This is a genomic window from Trichocoleus sp. DQ-A3 (assembly GCF_039961975.1).
Classification (GTDB): Bacteria; Cyanobacteriota; Cyanobacteriia; order Cyanobacteriales; family FACHB-T130; genus FACHB-T130.
Genome location: NZ_JAMPKC010000045.1, coordinates 1 through 20,634, shown reverse-complemented (window position 1 = coordinate 20,634; position 20,634 = coordinate 1). Strand labels below are relative to the sequence as shown.

Here is a 20,634-nt window from a genome sequence, read left to right as displayed (position 1 = left end):
CGCGCCTTATCTTAGTGCGATTTTTGGATAGGTTTTGGTACTGTAAATGGTTGAAAAAATTCCTTTTTGACTATTTAGAGTACCAAAGACAATATAATTATTTGACTAATCCTTTATATAATAATTAAATAAATTCATCTAATATTAGAGCAATCTGTAATGGTTTCCTCATCTCCTAAAACGACGCTTCCCGTTTTATCCGAAGTAATTGATGGATTGCCTAACATTTCCGGATGGGAAAAAGAAGTTAGTGCTGTCGTAAACCAGGATAACCCTGTATTTTTACCTACTACGAATATTCGGTTAGAAGATGTAACGGCTGGATTTGCGATCGCGCTCCATATGCACCAGCCTACCATCCCCGCTGGGGCGAATGGCGAACTCCAGAGCAACCTGCAATATATGTTTGAGCATCCCTACGAAGGAGACAACCATAATGCAGGGCCATTTGCCTATTGTTATAGCCGTATGGCAGATTTTATTCCCGAATTGGTTGCGAATGGTTGCAATCCCCGCGTCATGCTAGATTTCTCCGGGAATCTATTCTGGGGACTGCGACAAATGGGACGAGGAGACATCTTAGAAAATCTCAAGCGCATCACCTGTAACCCCACTTACCAGCCTTATGTAGAATGGCTGGGGACAATGTGGAGTCATGCGGTTGTTCCTTCTACCCCGATTCCCGATATCAAATTACATATTCAAGCATGGCAACATCATTTTGCAGCCATTTTTGGATGGGATGCACTGGCGCGAGTGAAAGGATTTTCTCCTCCAGAAATGCACCTCCCCAACCACCCAGATACGCTGTATGAATTTGTAAAAGCCCTGAAAGAATGTGGATACCGTTGGTTAATGGTTCAAGAGCATTCTGTTGAAACCCTAACTGGTCAATCTTTGCCCTATAAGCATTTGCCTCACCGCTTGGTGGCGCGAAATTCTAATGGCGAAACGATTAGTATTACGGCACTGATTAAGACTCAAGGTTCCGATACAAAATTAGTGGCGCAAATGCAGCCTTACTACGAAGCTAAAACCCTATCTCGGCAGCAGTTAGGAAATGTTTCGGTACCGCCCATTGTTACCCAGATTGGAGATGGTGAAAATGGCGGCGTGATGATGAATGAATTTCCTAGCGCTTTCAACCAAGCCTGGTATCAAATGGCAAATGAAGGCGGAGGAAAAACAGGCGTTGTCGGAATGACAGGTACAGAATACTTGGAACTCATAGAAGCCGCAGGTTGCACGCCTGAAGATTATCCAACTTGTCAAGCAATTGGTCAGCACCAAATTTGGGAGCGAGTACCCGCCGAAAATTGTAACCCAGAAGCGGTTGCCAATGCGATTGCAGAATTGAAGCAGATTAATCCAAACTTTCACATGGATGGCGCTTCTTGGACGAATCACCTGAGTTGGGTCAAGGGATATGAAAATGTCTTGACTCCGATGAATAAACTCAGTGCTTTATTTCACGATAAAATCGACCGATTGCTCCAAGGGGAAGCCGAATCAAGTCAGAGTTCTTCTGGGGAATCTGTTACCCAACAATCCAGCTATCGGGAGGCACTGATGAATAATCTTTTGCTTCAAACAAGCTGTTTTCGTTACTGGGGACAAGGAGCGTGGACTGACTATGCTCGTGAAATATATCAACGCGGTGAAACACTTCTCCAGAATACTTTCTAAGGCGAGAGGTTGTCTAAAACGAGAGGTTGTACTGGCTGGTGCCAAGGTTGAGAGATTCTTGAACCCGCTTCAAAAGCTTACGGTGTAAATACAAGTCGGCAGACCTCTCCTCAGACCCCTCTGCGAGGCGGAGTTACAGAATCAATCCTCTAGCGATTAGGAGAGACGCGATTCATCGCGTCTCTCCTAGAAAGACCCACGCAGGCGATCGCCCTCGACAAAAGCACTTGCCATAAGCCAGAGTTGTAACACCATTCAGCAGCCATCAGAAATTAACGAATTGAGCAATAATCAATCTGCTGGGCGCTCAATTCATGAGACAGGAAAGCAAGATGAAACGATTTCTAACCGTGGTAGTTTCTCTAACTGGGCTGGTTTCCTACGCAGCTGTAGCGGGGGTGCCAGAGGCGGCTAAGGCTCAGGATGCGGCTTGCTTCATGGTGGCACCGGGGGGCAGAACGATAGACTTGGGGAGTCTCTGCGGCACCGATGAGGCGAACAAACGAGTCTTTCAAGCCAGAATCAAACGCCGCGCCGGTGGCACACCCGTCATTGATGTAACCTTTAATGGCGGACAGACTTTTGAGATGATTGTAGACACCGGGGCTAGCGGCACGATGATTACCCGCCGGATGGCATCAGCATTGCGAGTGGTGCCGGTGAAGACTGTTAAAGCTGATACGGCGAGTGCAGTGGGAGTCGAGTTTCCTGTCGGCTATGTGCAATCGATTGCTGTGGATGGTGCTGTCGCTAACAAAGTGCTAGTTGCGATCGCTGGCCCAGAACAAGATATGGGATTGTTAGGACACGACTTCTTTGGCAATTACGATGTCACGATTAAACGCGATGTCGTCGAGTTCCACCGTCGCTAAGGTTGTGTGGTGAGGTTAAATTTTGGGGAAAATCGCTCTTTCGTCACTTTGTCTTTCGGCACTTTGATAATCGCGATCGCTTAAGCGATTTTCCCACTCTGCGCCTACGCACCCGTCTAATTTCTGCATACCTCCAACTTGAGTTGGGTTTTGTATTTGAGTCAACCGAGAACCGCGATAAACAGCGTTGACGAGTTCTCCAAAGAAGGCGATCGCTTTTGGCAATTATCTAGTACATTTATACTATTTGCACAGCAAGCCTTGAGACACTCGTATGGAACTCATCCAACGGACTACGCTTCTCTACCAAGCCGGGAGTTCAGATAAAGTCTACGAAGTCGATCTCTGCAAGACAGGTGAAAACCGCTACCTCGTTAACTTCCGCTACGGACGACGCGGTACAACTCTCAAGGAAGGTACAAAGACGGTTCAGGCTGTACCCTTAGCCCAAGCGCAGCGAGTGTTCGATAAGCTGGTTGACTCCCAAATTCAGAAGGGCTACCGGGATGTCACCGCTGGGGCAGTTAACCCGCCGACGCCAGCCGCACCAGTCCAAACTGCAAGTAATATACCAGTCACCAGCGACCCACGCCACCAAGCCATCCTCAACCGTTTGGCGAACCGGGACAATCGAAAATGGCCTTTGGAACGGGCAATTTGGCGGGCTGGCGAACTTAAAATTAGAGAAGCTACGCCGTTGTTAATTCAACTCATTAGAACTGGCGAAGCTTTGAGAGATTATTGCATCGCTTGGGCTTTGGGTTGGTGTGGGGATGAGAGTGCCATTCCCTTTGTCAGGGAACTTTCCCAGCATAAATCTGTTGCTGAATTCGTCCGCCGCATCGCCTGGGAAGCACTATTTAAATTATCAGATGAACAGACACAAGGGCAGATGCGTTCTGAGAAGATAGAACAACTGCCGTTAGAGTTGCGCGATTTAGCCCGAAATGGAACAGCAGAAACATTTGCAACTACACTTCGCGATTATTTAAATAGCAGCGATTACAGGCGTTTTTCCGTTCTCGATACTATTTATCAAATTGATAACCAATACGTGCGTCCAGCACTACTCGATATTTTATGCGAAACACCTTTTAAATCTAACTACTTCCAGCGAATTCGCCATATTTTCAAGATGGCTGAGTATCGCCATGATGCAGAAGTTTTCGGAATCCTTGCTTATGCCTTTGAGAAAGAACCGGGGACGTTTAATAATCAGCAAACGGGTTGGCAATGGGACTCAGTGAAGCGCGAATATTATAGTACCGGGAAACGTCACACTGAAGAACTCAAGAGTCCGCAGTCGAAAAAAGCTTACAGCCAACAAACTCGTGAATATCTGCGGCGGCGAGTTTGGCGAACTCTTAAAGCTTTGGGTGAGGAAAGCGATTCTAACTATATCAATCTTGCAGTTAGCATTCTCCTACAGTATTCAGATGATGACGCTCAACCAGCCAAACAGTCAACTTTCAGCAGATGGAACCAACAACGCCGTTCCTACGAAAGCTTTACTAGAGGTTGGGATACTTATGCGGGCTATGTAATTTTTAATCATATTCTTTACGAAAACAGTCCCCGCTATGCCTCTCATCATAAAGCGTGGCGTTGTCGAGACGGTTACAAACCGGGAGATCCAGAACCGCAAGTAAGAGAAGAAGCTTTTTCCGAACTTTGGCAGCAAAACCCAGCAGCACTTGTACAGTTATTAATAGAAAGTGATTGCCGTCCCGTTCATCATTTTGCAGTTAAAGCGTTGCGCGTCTGCAAAGAATTTTGCGATCGCCTTGACATAGACACATTAATCAAATTCCTGAATAAACCCTACGAAATAACCGCCGAATTCGGCTTTTTACTGGCACGCGATCGCTACAACCCCACCCAACCCAACCGAGAATTAGTTTTGGCTCTTGCTCATTGTGCATTCCAAGAAGCACGTATGCAAGCCTATCGTTGGATCGAACAGCAACGAGAATTCTTTTTTGAATCCAGCGACTTTATTGCAAGTTTAGTTACCAGTCAACAAGTTGATACTCGTGCTTTTGCCCGGAGGTTGCTAAGTTCATCGATTTTAAGCAATACAACAGCTAGGGTATTGATTGGTAGGATTATTGCTGCTGTGTTGACACTTGAACCAACGCACACAGATATGGCAAGAGAAATTGGCGAAACTTTGCTGGTTAGTTTTGCGCCGCAACTGCGTAATTTGGGGTTGGGTGTAATCCTCGATTTACTGAATCATCCGATGGCGGAAATTCAAGAGTTAGGCGCAAGAATTCTATTAAATCATGAAATCCGTGCTGTTGATTTACCACCCGATTTAATTGAATCATTATTAGAATCGCCTTATGAAGCTGTGCGTGGCATTGGGGTGAGGATTTTTGGACAATTACCTGATGAGAGATTGTTAAGCGATCGCATTCTCATCGTCTCAATGGCAATTAACGCTGTCGCTGATATTCGTAACGCAATCCGTCCGGTGATTCGGCGTTTGGCAAGCAATCATCCAGATTTTGGCACCGAGTTAGCAGCTGATTTTATTGATGTCTTAATTACGCCAGAGAGACACGAAGGTGTCCACAAGGATGTAGTACAACTGATGCGAGAAGACATACCAGAATGGATGTCTAATATCAGCAAAGAACGCGCGATGCAGCTACTTCGTGCTAAATCATCAGTCGCACAGGAATTAGGTGGTTTGGTATTGAGAGAAAATAGCGATCGCTTTCTTCCCGACTTCGAGACAAGTGAGATTGTCAAGCTGGCAAATCACGAAATTTTATCAGTGCGTGAAGCCGCAAGAGAGATGTTTTTAAAAACATTAAACCGTATCCGCCCCAACTCCCAAGAAATGTTATCAGCAGTGCGACTACTAGAGTCAAAGTGGGATGATTCGCGAGAATTTGCATCTAGAATTTTTAGCACAGATTTCACCCATGAAGATTGGACTCCAGAAGTAATGGTTAGCGTCTGCGACAGCATTCGCGAAGATGTTCGTTCTTTTGGGCGCGATTTAGTAACTCGCAACTTCAAAGAAACCGATGGACAAGAATATTTACTCAAATTCAGTGAACATCCCTCAACGGATATGCAGACCTTTGCTACTAACTATTTAGAAAATCATGCTGTAAATAATTATCAACGCTTGCGACAACTAACGCCAAACTTTATCAGCGTTTTGTCCGGTGTCAATCGCGGAAGAGTTGCCAAACAAAGAATATTTGCTTTTCTAGATGCCGAAGCCCAAAAAAGCGAGGAATCTGCACAAATTGTCGCTGAAATTCTCACTCGACAATCTGTAACGATGGCAATTGGCGACAAAGCTACAGCAATTCAGATAATGCTGAAAATTCAAAAAGCTTATCCTCAGATATCCTTACCGATTCAGGTGAAAGCTGTTTCAGAAGTGAGAAGTTAGAGATTTACCGAACCGACAAGGTGCAGAAAAGATGGGAGATTCTTAACCAGCTTTACGCAAAACTTATATTCTCTGAGTGTTCCCTTTTTGTCCTTGTGTCTTTGTGGTTGATTAATCTTCTAACCACCAAGGCGCGAAGACACTCAAAAATCACCAACTCAAGCAAAAAAATAAGAGGTAAATTATGGAATTTAACTACAGCTACAACGGAAGTACAGAAGTTAGCGATCGCGGTTCCAATACCCAAATGTCTTTCTCTCCCGATACGAAGCGTGAACCCACTTACTTTATCGGAGAATTGCGTCAGAATGTCGCCTTTCGGGAGGCAATTAGCGCCTTACACGATGTTGTCGTCTCCGATATGCGGTTCAAACCCAAAGACAAAACTGCATATAAAGCATGGGCAGCAAAACAACAGGATCTAGACTGGCAACTCATCGCTGCACAACGCCAAGAAGTTGAGAATCAAATCAAGCCGTTGCAAGATGAACTTAATCAATTAAGCCAGCATAGTTACCAGCGGCGGGAACCTTTATACAAGGCACAACGCCGCTATTTTGATTACATTTATCAAAAAGACCGTGATGCTTGGTTTGTTCTCGACCCAGTGATTACTGTTCATCCCGATGAAGTATTTTTTGAATGTTTCAGTCAGGATGAATCCAGTTATGGTCGTCTCGGTGCCAGCTACGAGGTTTTTAAAAATATCAACGAGTTTGCCTGCGGTACGACTAATATTGATTACTCAGCGGCACTTTACGACGAGTTTCAAAAAATCCGCAGTTACAAAAACACCAAATTTGAAATAGATCCCTCTGGTTTTGAAGTTCAAACTACCCACGAAGAAACTTTTAAAGAAGTCAAAATCGATTTACCCGACAGTTGGGTAAGAGGCTTTTTGCAAGTTAGTTCTGCGATGTCTTTACCAGCAACGCGAGTTGATTTGCATCCGATGGATATTTACAATATGTGCTTTGTGCTGCGTCGCCACAAGGAGAAGCAAGGGCCTCGCAGTATGCGCTACCATCTTAAACCTGGGGAACCCGTGCGGATAACGTTTGATCCGTGGGGAATTGAAATCGTTTGTGCGCGATCGCTCTACACTGGATCGCAATCACAAGAAATCCGCGTTTGGGGACGCCGCCGCCTCCACATCCTCGAACGTCTCATCCCCGTGGCGAAAAAGTTTACCGTTCACCTACTCGGTACGGGTATGCCTTCCTTCTACGTCGCTGACTTAGGCGATATGTCCTTTACCCTCGGTTTATCGGGATGGACGGCAAACGACTGGGCGCAATCTGGTAACTTTGACTTGATGGCACCCCGCGCCGACATCGACAAATGGACGCAGCAACAAATTTTCGAGGCGCTGAAGAAGAATTGGGTAGAGAGTCCTGACTCGCTTGCGGAACGCCTTGGTTTAAACCGTGCCGTAGTTCTTGGTACTTTAAGTGCTTATACACAAGCGGGACGTGCGATTTATGACTTAAATAAGCAAGTTTATCGAGTGCGGGAACTGACGCGAGAACCTTTACCGATGGAACGCCTGCGCTTTGCCAATGAGCGAGAAGAGAAGGCAACCCGTTTCTTGATTTACAATGCTGTGCAGGTGACTAATGTTACCAGCGATGCTACGAGAGCGTTTACTTTACAAGGTAATGTTTCAGACAAAGATAAAACCTTGAATCCCTCATTGACAGTTGACGCAGATGAGCGTATAATAGCCGCAGAATGTACTTGCAACTGGCATCAACAGAATAAGCTGTACAAAGGGCCTTGCGAACACATTCTGGCGTTGCGAATGCAACACGCCCGTCAGTATTGACGAATCACGCGCACCTAATCAGTTGGTAAACAGCCTTGCAATCCGGACGATGGATCGTCGTCCTTGCGTTTAGCCTAGCCATGCACCACTAGCCTGCTCTTAACTGTGCGGTCATTCGGTACTACCGGAAAATCCGGTTTGACTTCCATGAAGTGAATTGATTCCGGTAGTACCGAGACCGCTTGAGTTGAGCAATCTAGTCCTGAGATGTTTACGAAGGGGCAACCAACTGATAGGGGCGCGTAATTTTTTTATATTCTCTCGTTCCCAGGAGCAGCCTGGGAATGCTTTTTTGGAAGTTCCAGCCTCCATCAATTCCAGGTTTCAGGGATTATTGCGCTGTTGACACTGAGTACATACGTACTATAATTGCGGAAACGCATCGCTACTTCTACAAATATGTCAGATCAGCCTCGTACCCGCCAGGAACTCTACGATCGCATCCGACAAACGGGCAGAGAGGAATTCATCCTCGAAGAGATGATACGTTATGGCTTCTGGCCTGCACAAGGCGAGATACCGCAAGATCCAGCCGATGACATTCGGCGGATGGGAGAGATTCGGCGAGAACTTGATGAACTGCGACAGCAGAGTTCGCGTCTTCACAACGAAAAGGAACTTCGCAAGCAGCTACTCAAGCAACGCCTAGCCGAGTCGCGGCGAAAGCGACAGGAGACGAAAGAACGGCGGGAACGGGAAAGGCAAGAACGAGCGGAAGATTGGCGACAAAGAAAAGAGCGAGAAATCCTTTATCTCGGTGAAGATGTCTCAGGCGGACTCAACTATACTGAGTGCGATGATGAAAGGTTGCGAAGTTATGGATTACCTTTGTGCGGTACACCCTACGAAATTGCCGCTGCAATGGGAATTACTGTAGGACAATTGCGCTTTCTCGCCTTTTCTCGCAAGACTTCGACAATTTCTCACTATATCCGCTTCAAGATTCCTAAAAAAACGGGTGGAGAACGGCTGATTTCCGCACCGATGCCACGATTGAAGCAAGCGCAGCATTGGATTTTGGGCAATATTTTGGAAAAGCTGGAACTGCACGATGCAGCTCATGGTTTTAGACGCGATCGCTCGATTGTCAGCAACGCTAAACCTCACGTAAAACGTGACATAATTATCAATTTTGACCTAAAAGATTTCTTTCCCTCAATTTCCTATAAGCGAGTTAAAGGACTTTTTCACTCATTCGGTTATTCAGAAGCTGCGGCAACAATTTTCGGCTTGCTGTGTACTCAACCGGATATCGAGGAGGTTGAATTAGACGGCAAAACTTATTATGTAGCACTCACAGATCGACATTTACCCCAAGGTTCGCCAGCTTCTCCAGCAATTACGAATCTAATGTGTCGCCGCTTAGATAGACGGCTTACCAGTATGGCTGAACAATTGGGTTTTGTTTATACTCGCTACGCTGACGATTTAACTTTTTCTGCTTCTGGTGACAGCCTCCGCCATATCTGCAATATTCTCAAGCGCACCCAGTCAATCCTGACTCACGAAGGGTTTGCGATTAACGAACAGAAGACTAGAATTTTGCGGAAGAATCGGCAGCAGGAAGTTACTGGCGTTGTGGTGAATGATTATCCAAATATTTCTAAAAAAGAGCTAAAACGCTTCCGCGCTACTTTATTTCAAATTGAGAAAGATGGCTTAGAAGGTAAGCATTGGGGAAACTCTGATAATGTGATGGCTTCAATTCAGGGTTATGCCAATTTTGTCGCTATGGTTAATCTGCAAAAGGGTGTTGAGTTTCAGGAGCAAATTCGTCGAATTCGAGATAAATACAAACGCTAATACTGAAAAAAAATTATCGCGGGTTTGCGATATATCTGTAGGGGCATGGCAATGCCATGCCCCTAAAAATTTTGATTTTGTTGGAATTTCAAAAATATGCAATTTTCTCCATAAAAAATCCGAAATTTCCATCTCTACTCTTGTAGTTTATCTAAGTCACAAATCACCAAAATGGCATTCTCGACTCGACGCTAGAAACTGCACAAAATATCTAGAGGACGCTACAAATGAAAGCAACTTACTCCCTGAGTCAATCGCTTATTGCAGCCGCTACCCCATCCACTGTAGACCTGATTGTTAGTTTCCAGGCTGAAGAAGAAACGCGCAACAAAGTACCGCGTCTTCCGCTTAATTTGAGTGTAGTAATTGATAGATCGGGTTCGATGGCGGGAGCGCCACTTAAGAATGCTATTCAGGCTGCACAAAGGCTTGTGGAATATTTGACCACGGAGGATTATCTTTCAGTTGTAATTTATGACGATACGCCAGAAACAATTCTTCAGCACCAACTGGTTCAGGATAAAGCTGCCATTCGTTCGCTAATTGGTAAGGTGAAGGCTGGCGGGTGTACTAACTTGAATGGCGGCTGGTTGATGGGATGCGACAATGTAAAATCTCAGCAGTCCACAGAACGCATCAACCGCGTTTTATTATTAACAGATGGACAAGCGAATGTTGGGATTATTGATTCTCAAGTATTAATTAACACTGCAAGACAACAAGCCGAACAAGGAATCATTACTACAACTTTAGGATTTGGAACTTATTTTAATGAAGATTTGCTCATCGGCATGGCAAATGCTGCTGGGGGAAACTTTTATTTCATCCAATCACCTGACGATGCTACTGATGTATTCAGAATTGAACTAGAAAGCCTCACGTCTGTTGTCGCCCAAAATCTGACTGTGACGCTGCAACCAGAAGATTCTGTAAAAATTATCGGGATTCTCAACAATTACCGATCCAATCCGATTGGCAACAATCTGGAAGTTTTCTGCGGCGATGTTTATGAGGTAGAAAATAAGCAGTTAGCTGTAGAATTGTCAATACCTCCACAAACAAATATTGGGGTAACAAATATTGCCACCGTTGCTTATAAATATCAAGCGGTTGTCGATGGCAGCATTCAACAATTCACTGACGAAATCCCGATTAGTATAACGGTTGCTGATGCTGAATCAGCCAGTAACGTACAGCCAGATGCAGCGGTTGTGGAGCAAGCAAGTAAGCTGAGGATTGGTAAGGTAAAAGATGAAGCGATCGCACTCGCTGACAAAGGAGATTATACCGCCGCATCCCAGAAACTTCGCAAGACAATCGAGGATCTCAAGCTCAAAGCATTGCATGAATCCTTTGAAGTTGCCGAAGAGATGGAACAACTGGATTATTATGCACAACGCCTGGAGAGCAAAAAGTTTGATAGTGTCAGTCGTAAGGAGATGCGAGATCAATCTTACCAGGCACTTACACGCGATCGCGGCGATTTAAAATTGCGCGGACTTGCTGCGAGTGCCAACAGCTTACAAGCAGTTTCCAGCGTGGATGCGGGAGTTTTGGTAAAATGCGATCGCATTAGTGGTAAGTTGCGGATTCAGGTCATTTCTGACGGTTACAATCCTGATTTCAACGTGCAATTTCCCCGTAATATTCGGGAAGAAGGTGTCACCTACATCGTTGATGAAATCAATCTATCTGCTGACGGTAGCTTTTATCGCGTCTCCGGTAACATTCGCCGCTTAGTGCAACCCGGACAAGAACGCGCCACATCATCTCAAAATGGTACATCTTCTTCCAGTCCAAAACGACAAAAGCTGAATGCATCTGCTTCTGCTGCCGATTTAGAAACAATTGATACTGTAGGTGATGGCGTTCTCGTGCAGTGCGTTAAAGAAGGTAGTAAATTGAGAGCCAGAGTCGTGTCCGATGGGTACGATCCTAACTACAACATCCGCTTTCCCCGCGACATTCGAGAAGAAAACGTTCTTTATGTTGTTGATGAAGTGGAAGAGGCAAAGAATGGGGGGTCTTATGTTGCTTATGGAAAGATTCGCAGGTTAGTTCAATAGGACTTTTTTAACGCAAAGGTACGCAAAGGATAGCGCAGAGGTACGCAAAGAGTGCCTATGTTCTTTGCACTATCCTTGATTTTTTTCACTCGTGTATCTGTTGAAGAGGTTATGTAGGTTGGCTTGAATGATAGTAAAAACCAACAAATATACTGGTAACTACTTAACATTGGCTTTCGTAACCTCAACCCAACCTACAGAATCATATCTTTGAACTAAACCAATTTTTTAATATTCCCAAAAGCACGATAGAAACCGCCGCGAGAAGATTCGCGCACCTCTTCCACCAGATAACGCGCACCTTCGGAGCGAATCTCCTGAGGAAATTGCACTTTCCAACTGGGATTATAACCAGGAGAAACAGCGCGAATTCTTAACTTCCCACCTTCTTTAAAGCACTCGACAATTACTCCCTGACTGGCGTTCGATGTCGTTTCTAAAGTATTAGAAGGAACGGCTGCGGCAACGGCAGTAGGTGCTTTAATGTTAATAGCCTGGGGAACTGTACCCGCTTGCGCCGCTTTGATTGCAGCTTCACTAGCATCGATGCAAGCAAGAGAACCATCGGTGGTGACGATGTAGAGATGGTCATCTATAAACTGCATGGAGAAGGCAGAACCGCAGCCAGTGGCTAGTTTCCAAAGACGCTCTCCTTGTTGACTAAAACAATAAATCGAGGAGCAATTGTCGCCTGCAAAGACATATTTACCTTCTTCAGCAGTGGCGCAAGAATAAACGGGCGCATCACATTGATAAATTGTGCTAACTTCGCCTTTCTTAGTGAAGCAATAAACTTGATTCTCACTGGTACTAGCATATACAAATGCTTCTTCTTGCCAGCCAAACAGCACCCCGCCACGAGTTTTTTGATTCCAGATTTTCGTTCCATCTTCCCAGTCATACATCGTCACGCCGTTGCTGTGTCCGTGATAAATTCCAATCTCATCGCAGCGCACCATCCAGCCATACTCGCCACTACTTTTTTTAGTCCATTGAGACTCATCTTCGTGATTGATAGTTGTAACATTTCCAGCGTCATCAGAAACACCGAGAATGGCATCTTTGATATCCAGCCAGAAGATATTCACATTGGGGGCAATTTCATAAGCGACACGAGGAATTTTTCCAGTCAAATCGTATACTTTGCCATCATCGCATCCCGCATAAAGCCAGCCTTCATCAGCAACAATACACTTCACGCCGTCAGGAAGACGAAACTGATTTTGGACAATTCCCGTATGGCTAAGAGCAAAAATTTGACCCGCTTGATTGCCAACCCAACAGCGCGAGTTGTCAATAAAGATGCCGAAAGCAGGGGAAGAAGAGGCAAATTTCCAAACTACAGGTGCTTGGTTTGCAGTTGAGCGATCGCTCTTTATTTCCCGTCGAGTCACGGGACGTTTACTTCGCACGCCCATAACTGCTTGTTCGTAACCTTTCTTCAGTTTCTCATTAATCTTTTTGGTCGCCTCAGCTTTAGCTTTTTCCGGGGTTGGATAGGTTTTAACTTGAGTTTGTCCTGAGTCACCAATGCGACCGTAACGAATCGATACTTCCGTACCGTTGACAATTACTTCATAAAATTTGTGAGAACTACTATCTGACTCTGACAATTCTAGATACGTTTTCTCTTGAGTCATTTTTTCCTCCAATTCTGTATGTATTAATAAATATCTATCTTGCCTAAAATTTTCCATTCTTAATTCAGTATTCTGCCGTGTTAAAAGGAGAAAATTAAAATTTCAAAAATAGCATAAATCCTCTTTTAACTTTGCACTTTGCATTCATAAATGAAAATCAGTAAAATTTCAGCTCAAGCTCACTTCCTTGGATTCGTATATGTATGTCAACTTTATATCAAATAAATATAGTAATTAAAGTAGAATTAAGAAAAAAGTCCATTTGTTAACTTTTTATAAAAATTGGACATAAAACATTTTTTATTGATAAATACAGATTTATATATTTTTTGTAAAATCATTAACATCCCAGTCTTTTCGGTTGGTCTTGCAATCCTGAAAAATTCACCACTGGCAGGCGAATCTCAAGAATAAGTTTTTTGAACGAGGATTAGATGCAGTTCCAGATGGCAAGCAATGTTTTTACAAGCATTAAAATACACTTGGTTAGACTCTTTTAATCCTTTTTACTCAAACTATCTCTAACATTTGGCTACATTTATTTGGACAAGTCAAGAAAGCAATTAGTATTTTAGGTTACATTTTTTAGAGTGTCAGAAAGATGACTTTCCCAAACTGTGTATACACTGATATTCACTGAGGAGCAAACTATATTTCCGTATAAATACGCTTTCAATTAATCGAATAAAGTTTTAATTTTACTTCAGCACAATAGGCTGATCTAGTGTTCACTTACAAAAAGCGTCTCTAACTGGACTGGATCGCCTACAAATCCGTAAATGGCATAATTATGAGAACAATTCCGGGATATCAGATTTTTGAGCTAATTTATGAAAGTAGCAAGTCGCTTGTGTATCGAGGATGCCGACTTCGGGATAATTTGCCTCTTATTCTTAAGGTTATCAAAGAAGACTATCCATTACCAGAAGAAATTTCTAGGTATAAGCAAGAATATGAAATTACCCGTTCGTTGAATCTAGATGGTGTTGCTAAAGCGTATGATTTAAAATCATATCAAAATACTCTAGTAATGCTCTTGGAGGATTTTGGGGGTCAATCTCTAAAGATATTGATGGACAAACAAAATTTTACAGTTTTAGAAGCTATTAAAATTACTATAAAAATTGTTGAAACTTTAGCTAAGCTGCATAATTTAAACATTATTCACAAAGATATTAATCCATCTAACATTGTTTTTGACCCAAAAAGTAGGCAAGTCAAATTTATTGATTTTGGGATTTCCAGCGTTTTGTCGCGGGAAAACCCTACCCTAAAAAATCCCAATGTTTTAGAAGGCACTCTTGCCTATATGTCGCCAGAGCAAACTGGCAGAATGAATCGTTCGCTGGATTATCGTACTGACTTTTACTCCCTTGGCGTTACCTTCTACGAGCTTCTCACTGGCAGACTACCTTTTAATGGTACTGATGCAATAGAGTTAGTACATAATCATATTGCGCTTACGCCAATTCCGCCTCATAAGTTTAATCAAAGCATTCCCAAAGCAGTTTCGGACATTGTTATGAAATTGCTGGCTAAAACTGCTGAAGATAGATACCAAAGTGCTTATGGAATTCAAGCAGATTTAGAATATTGTCTAACTCAATTAGAAATAAATAACCAAATTCCAGAGTTCTCTCTCGGTCGTCATGATATCTCTAATAAATTTCAAATCCCTGAGAAGCTCTATGGCAGAGGGCAAGAAATTAATACGTTACTAACAGCATTTGAACGAGTGAGTCAATTCTCGTTTGGTAAGCCAATGCCAGGGGATATTGAGATGATGTTGGTGTCGGGTTATTCTGGCATCGGCAAGTCATGTTTAGTGCAAGAAATTTACAAACCAATCACTCAACAGCGAGCTTATTTCATTTCTGGGAAATTTGACCAGTTTCAGCGGAGTATTCCCTATTCTGCTGTTGTCAGCGCCTTTTCTGCCTTAATCCAGCAACTTTTAACGGAAAGCGAAGCACAGCTCAACCAGTGGAAAGAAAAACTCCTAGAAGCCCTTGGCTCTAACGGGCAAATTATTATTGATGTTATTCCTGAGGTAGAACTCATTGTCGGTTCTCAGCCTAGAGTTCAAGAATTAGGGCCAACTGAATCCCAAAACCGCTTTAATTTAGTCTTTCAAAACTTTATTCGGGTATTTTGCCAACAAGAACATCCATTAGTCATCTTTCTGGATGATTTGCAGTGGGCTGACTCTGCCACGCTCAAATTGATGGAGTTGATGATGACGGATGATCAAACGCACTATCTATTTCTCATTGGAGCATATCGGGATAATGAAGTCAGCTCCACTCATCCCTTGATGATTACGCTGGATAGTTTACGCGATGATGGAGCTATCATCAACCAGATTAATCTAGCACCTTTAGAACTTGAGCATATTACCCACTTGATTGCTGACACCTTGCATACGGATAGGGAATCAGTAAGATCCTTAGCTTCCCTCATCCTGCGTAAAACAGAAGGAAATCCCTTCTTTGTCAATGAATTTCTAAAAACCCTATATCAGGAAAACCTGCTTACCTTCACCCCCCCTCAGACCTTTCTTACTAAGGGGGAAGAAGAGGCAAGTAAAGCCCTATGGCAATGGGACATCGCTCAAATTGAAGCGTTGGGTATTACTGATAATGTTGTCGAATTAATGATAGGAAAATTAAAAAAGTTGCCGAATTCAACACAGCAGGCTTTACGGTTAGCAGCTTGTGTCGGCAATAGTTTCGATTTAAATACCCTGTCTATCATTTATGAGAAATCAATTTATGAAACTTTTAAAGACCTTTTGCCAGCTCTGAAAGAAGAATTAATTAAGCCTACTTCTGTGTTGGAAACGACCGAAGAGGAAGGGGTTAGTTCTCAACTATTAGTTTTTAATTATAAATTTTCACACGACCGCGTGCAACATGCAGCTTATGCACTGATTGATAACTCGCTTCAAAAAGCAGTTCATCTCAAAATTGGCAATCTCCTTTTAGCAAGTACGCCTTTGGAAGACCAGATAGAAATAATTTTTAAATTAGTCGATCATCTAAATATCGGTTCTGACTTAATTGTCGATGAAGAGGCAAAAATTGAATTAATAATATTGAATTTGGAAGCAGCTCGAAAAGCGAAAGATGCAACCGCATACAGCTCAGCACTTCACTATTTGACTGCTTGTATGAATGTTTTACCAAGCGATATTTGGGTAAAACGCTACGATCTAGCTTTTTCATTGCATAAAAAACGAGCCGAAATTGAGTATTTAAACGGTAATTTTGCTCAGGCTGAAGCCTTGCTGGAGCTAACCCTATCTCAAGCAAAATCAGTTCTCGACAAAGCTGAAGTTTATAATATGCTGATTGTGCAGCATACCATGCTTGCGAAATATCAAGAGGCAATTCAAGCAGGGCGTAATGCTCTTAGTCTGCTAGGAATTGACTTACCTGAAGGGGAATTAGCAACAGCAGTTGAGCTAGAAATAGGCGAAGTTAATAAGAAATTAGAAACCCATGAGATTGGGTCTTTAATTAATTTAGAAGCCATAAAAATTCCGGAAGTAAAAGCAGCAGTCAAATTGTTAGCAAACATGGGGCCTTTAGCATATTTTGTCAATTTTGACCTTTGGCAGCTAGTTACTGTTAAAACAGTTAATCTTTCTCTCACCTATGGTTATGCATCAGGAGCAGCGTATAGCTACTCGTGTTATGGAATGATACTCAGCGCAATTTTAGGGAATTCTCACTCTGGTTATGAGTTTGGGGTCTTAGCAACTAAACTAAGTAATAAGTTTAATAATGTAGCTCAAAAATGTGCAGAATTGGTGGTTCTTGCCAATTACTTGAGTAATTGGGTGAAGCCAATTAAGTTTAGTCATACAATTAATGATGAGGCATATAAAACGGGGCTAGACTTTGGAGATTTGCAATGGGCAGGTTATACTCGTCTTCACAAAGTCATTGCTTCCTTCCATCAATGTAAAAGTTTAGAGCAAAGTTTAAAACAAATACCTCAGTCTTTGCTATTTTGCCAAAAGAGTAAAAATCAATGGGCAATTGATATAATTTTAGGTTATAACCTAGCGGTGTCGAACTTGATAGGCATGACTGCTGGAACCTTATCTTTTGAAAATGATGGGATTAGCGAATCCAACTTCTTGACAAGTTGCGAACAACATCAAAGTTCGGCGGCAATTTGTGAATTCCATATTTTAAAAGCCCAAATTCTTTACTTATACGAAAAACCGGATTTAGCTTTGAACAGTAGTTTGTTAGCTTCAAAGCTACTTACTTCTATTTTCGGTCATATCTCAGTATCTACACATAACTTTTATCACTCACTGATTCTAGTTGCTCTCTATCCGAATGCTTCAGAATCTGTACAAAAACAATCTTGCGAGACGTTAGCAGCGAATCAAAAGCAGATGAAGATTTGGGCAGACAACTGTCCAGAAAACTTTCTACACAAGTACCTGTTAGTAGAAGCTGAAATTAGTCGCATCACTGGCAATGATTTAGAGGCGATAGACTTGTATGAACGCGCCATTGAGTCCGCAAAAGAAAATGAGTTTATTCAGAATGAAGCTTTAGCGAATGAACTCGCTGCTAAGTTTTGGTTAGCGAAAGGAAAAGAGAAGTATGCTAAAGTCCATATTACAGAAGCTTATTACGGCTATCAACGTTGGGGAGCTAAGCGCAAAGTAGAAGATTTAGAGGAAAAATATCCGCACTTTCTGACTAAAACATCTATTCTGCCTCGCGTCAAAGATACTCCCACGACTACTGGACATTCCTCTACGGGTAGTAGTTCTAATACGTTGGACTTCACCACTGTGATGAAAGCTAGTCAAGCGATCGCTGCTTGTATCGTGTTGGATAAGTTACTGGCTTCTTTAATGAAAATATCTATCGAGAATGCTGGCGCACAAAAAGGTTTACTACTCTTGGTAAGAGATGAAAAACTGCTGATTGAAGCCCGTTCATCGGTTGAATCAAAAGAGGTTGTTGTTCGGCAGTCAACTCCGCTTAAAGGTTGTCAAGAGTTACCTCTGACAGTGATTAATTATGTAAAAAGAACTCGCTCAGATGTGGTTCTAAATGATGCGGCTAGTGAGGGAAAGTTTATTAATGACTCTTATATAGAGCTAAATAAATTGAAGTCCGTTCTCTGTATGCCTATCCTTAATCAAGGGAAATTAATCGGTATTCTTTATTTAGAAAATAATCTGACATCCGGAGCTTTTACTCCCGATAGGATAGAAGTTTTAAGAGTACTTTCAGCTCAGGTAGCAATTTCTCTGGAAAATGCTATGCTTTACAATTCGATGGAACAAAAAGTCCAAGAGAGGACGCATGAGCTAAATGAAAAAAATGTACGGTTATCCCAAACTCTACAAGAACTTAAGCGTACTCAGACGCAATTAATTCAGACCGAGAAAATGTCTAGCTTGGGTCAATTAGTAGCGGGAGTTGCCCACGAAATTAATAACCCAGTTAACTTTATCTACGGCAACCTTGTCCACGTTAATGAATATACTCAAGACCTACTAAACCTAATGCAGCTATATGCCAAGCATTATCCCAATCCGGTGTCTGAGATTCAAGACGAAGCGGAGGCGATAGAAGTAGATTTCTTAGTTGAAGATTTACCAAAAATGCTGTCCTCGATGAAGGTGGGGGCTGACAGAATTCGTCAAATTGTCCTGAGTTTGAGGAATTTTTCGCGCCTTGATGAGGCAGAAATGAAAGAGGTCGATGTTCACTCAGGGCTAGATAGTACGTTATTAATTCTGCAAAACCGCCTGAAGGCTAAGACAGAAATTCCGGCTATTAAAGTGATTAAAGAGTATGGTTCGCTGCCGCTCATAGAGTGTTATGCAGGTCAGCTTAACCAAGTATTTATGAATCTTCTGGCTAATGCGATCGATACTTTGGAAGAAGTCATGAATAATGGTTCAAAAACAATAGGAGATTACCAGGAAATAGCCCAGGCATCTTGTTTATCTTCCTGGGAACGAAAAGAACAAAATTCTCTTAACCAATTGCGAGTTAGCGATTACCAATTACCAACAATTCGGATTCGCACCTGTGTCGTAGACGAAAGTCGGGTTCTGATTACCATTGCTGATAATGGCCCTGGGATGACAGAGGAAGTCAAAAAACGTATTTTCGATCCTTTCTTTACTACAAAACCGATTGGTAAAGGGACAGGGCTAGGGTTAGCAATTAGTTACCAGATTGTGGTGGAAAAACACGGCGGTCAATTACAATGTTTTTCCACACTTGGGCAGGGAACTGAATTTATTGTTGAGATTCCGATCCGTCCGCAACATTAACCTTTGTCTTCACAAGCCGATCTCCTTTATCAGATAGAGGACAAGCAGCATTCTCAGTAATTTTGCTTAAACATTTCTTTATGTAAAGCTCATAGTTACGCACATTCACATACGCACATTCACGGTGGACTAGGGATGTAGAGAAAGGCTACCACTGAGGGGTAAGGTTAGCGGGAAGAGATAAGTCATGCAGCTCCTAGACAATTGCTCGATTGCTACCGAGAGAAAAGTAGGACTTCACCAATTGTATGTAGAAGATATCGTGAGATGCACCACGCTATCAGAAGCAGTGCTGATGGTAAATAAGGCTTATGATTTCCACCGTCATCCTTACTTTATGTGGATGCAGGCACCCTCTACCTCACGGGCACAATTTCTTTGCACACAGCTACCAATTTGTTTTGCAATTGAGTCATTTTCGCAATCATTAGCGGCAGTTTTGGCTCGGACTCCAGTATTAGAACGGCGACTTTCTGTGATGGAAAACGTGGCTGAAGAACATGGTCACGGCAATTTATTGACCTCTCACAAATACACCTTCCGCCAATTTTTGCGGGCTTTAGGTGCCACTCCAGAAGATTTAGAACTACCCTGTCCTGCATCAGTGTTAGCTTTCAATCATTCACTTCTGGGCTACTGTCTGACGCAATCAAGTGAAGCGGGTGGAGCCGCTTTGGGGATGCTGGAGCATCTGTATTCGAGTGTTAGTGGGATGATCGCCCGCACGATTAACGAGCGAGGTTGGGCAGCACCGGGTAGCCAGTCACACTATACTGTCCACGAGGAACTTGACGTAGAACACGCACGAGAACTGTTGACTTTGGCAGAACCCAGTTGGGAGGAGCCACGCAACCGCGCTCATGTTGCTCAAGGGCTGGTGCTGGGTGCCCACTAGACCTCCTGCATGAATCAGTGAGTATGTGCCAGTTCGTAGTTCAACAGTCCCGCAATCAAGTTGAAGCGTAAGCCAAACCGCTTTCTACGATTGCGATAGCGTCCCGAAAA

At 43.0% G+C, this 20,634-nt stretch carries 10 protein-coding genes and 1 pseudogene; 8 read left to right on the top strand and 3 right to left on the bottom strand.

The genetic code is table 11. From position 1 onward, the window contains the following. The first annotated feature begins 159 nt into the window (after positions 1–159). The gene (locus NDI44_RS27735; protein ID WP_190415778.1) at positions 160–1,686 is read left to right on the top strand and encodes a glycosyl hydrolase family 57; all 1,527 of its coding nucleotides are present in this window, start codon (positions 160–162) and stop codon (positions 1,684–1,686) included. Positions 1,687–2,018: 332 nt separating this feature from the next. Then, positions 2,019–2,558 (top strand): retropepsin-like aspartic protease, encoded by a 540-nt coding sequence (locus tag NDI44_RS27730; RefSeq protein WP_190415776.1) that lies wholly within the window; start codon positions 2,019–2,021, stop codon positions 2,556–2,558. Between the two features lie 15 nt (positions 2,559–2,573). Here NDI44_RS27730 and NDI44_RS27725 read toward each other — a convergent pair whose 3' ends face one another. Further along, a complete protein-coding gene (locus NDI44_RS27725; protein WP_190415774.1) occupies positions 2,574–2,783 on the bottom strand; it encodes a hypothetical protein in 210 nt (69 codons plus the stop codon). A 49-nt stretch (positions 2,784–2,832) separates the two neighbouring features. Between NDI44_RS27725 and NDI44_RS27720 the strand changes: the two genes are divergently transcribed. The 4 genes from NDI44_RS27720 to NDI44_RS27705 all read left to right on the top strand — a co-directional run bounded on the left by NDI44_RS27720 (position 2,833) and on the right by NDI44_RS27705 (position 11,667). Next, positions 2,833–5,973, top strand: coding sequence for a HEAT repeat domain-containing protein (locus NDI44_RS27720; RefSeq protein WP_190415772.1), 3,141 nt, complete (start codon positions 2,833–2,835; stop codon positions 5,971–5,973). Positions 5,974–6,157: 184 nt separating this feature from the next. After that, complete coding sequence (locus NDI44_RS27715; RefSeq protein ID WP_190415770.1) at positions 6,158–7,798, top strand: SWIM zinc finger family protein; 1,641 nt, start codon at positions 6,158–6,160, stop codon at positions 7,796–7,798. 399 nt (positions 7,799–8,197) lie between these two features. Further along, the gene (locus NDI44_RS27710) at positions 8,198–9,601 is read left to right on the top strand and encodes a reverse transcriptase family protein (RefSeq protein ID WP_190415768.1); all 1,404 of its coding nucleotides are present in this window, start codon (positions 8,198–8,200) and stop codon (positions 9,599–9,601) included. Between the two features lie 227 nt (positions 9,602–9,828). Continuing rightward, a complete protein-coding gene (locus tag NDI44_RS27705; protein WP_190415766.1) occupies positions 9,829–11,667 on the top strand; it encodes a VWA domain-containing protein in 1,839 nt (612 codons plus the stop codon). A gap of 215 nt (positions 11,668–11,882) precedes the next feature. On the opposite strand, the gene NDI44_RS27700 is transcribed toward NDI44_RS27705, so the two are convergent. Next, a complete protein-coding gene (locus NDI44_RS27700; RefSeq protein WP_190415764.1) occupies positions 11,883–13,307 on the bottom strand; it encodes a WGR domain-containing protein in 1,425 nt (474 codons plus the stop codon). Positions 13,308–14,097: 790 nt separating this feature from the next. On the opposite strand from NDI44_RS27700, the gene NDI44_RS27695 reads away from it, so the two are divergent. Both NDI44_RS27695 and NDI44_RS27690 read left to right on the top strand, forming a co-directional pair. Next, positions 14,098–19,629 carry an ATP-binding sensor histidine kinase gene (locus tag NDI44_RS27695; protein ID WP_190415762.1) on the top strand — a complete coding sequence of 1,844 codons (5,532 nt, stop codon included), beginning with the start codon at positions 14,098–14,100 and terminating at the stop codon, positions 19,627–19,629. Between the two features lie 187 nt (positions 19,630–19,816). Continuing rightward, on the top strand, positions 19,817–20,524 hold the full coding sequence (locus NDI44_RS27690; RefSeq protein ID WP_190415760.1) for an iron-containing redox enzyme family protein: 708 nt from the start codon (positions 19,817–19,819) through the stop codon (positions 20,522–20,524). Positions 20,525–20,538: 14 nt separating this feature from the next. On the opposite strand, the pseudogene NDI44_RS27685 reads toward NDI44_RS27690, so the two are convergent. Next, positions 20,539–20,634: pseudogene (locus tag NDI44_RS27685) on the bottom strand (IS5/IS1182 family transposase); the annotation flags it as partial.

Bases quoted from the DNA above. Each gene is read 5' to 3' on its own strand.
- NDI44_RS27735 (WP_190415778.1), top strand. From the start codon at position 160: ATGGTTTCCTCATCTCCTAAAACGACGCTTCCCGTTTTATCCGAAGTA.
- NDI44_RS27730 (WP_190415776.1), top strand. From the start codon at position 2,019: ATGAAACGATTTCTAACCGTGGTAGTTTCTCTAACTGGGCTGGTTTCC.
- NDI44_RS27720 (WP_190415772.1), top strand. From the start codon at position 2,833: ATGGAACTCATCCAACGGACTACGCTTCTCTACCAAGCCGGGAGTTCA.
- NDI44_RS27715 (WP_190415770.1), top strand. From the start codon at position 6,158: ATGGAATTTAACTACAGCTACAACGGAAGTACAGAAGTTAGCGATCGC.
- NDI44_RS27710 (WP_190415768.1), top strand. From the start codon at position 8,198: ATGTCAGATCAGCCTCGTACCCGCCAGGAACTCTACGATCGCATCCGA.
- NDI44_RS27705 (WP_190415766.1), top strand. From the start codon at position 9,829: ATGAAAGCAACTTACTCCCTGAGTCAATCGCTTATTGCAGCCGCTACC.
- NDI44_RS27700 (WP_190415764.1), bottom strand. From the start codon at position 13,307: ATGACTCAAGAGAAAACGTATCTAGAATTGTCAGAGTCAGATAGTAGT.
- NDI44_RS27695 (WP_190415762.1), top strand. From the start codon at position 14,098: ATGAGAACAATTCCGGGATATCAGATTTTTGAGCTAATTTATGAAAGT.
- NDI44_RS27690 (WP_190415760.1), top strand. From the start codon at position 19,817: ATGCAGCTCCTAGACAATTGCTCGATTGCTACCGAGAGAAAAGTAGGA.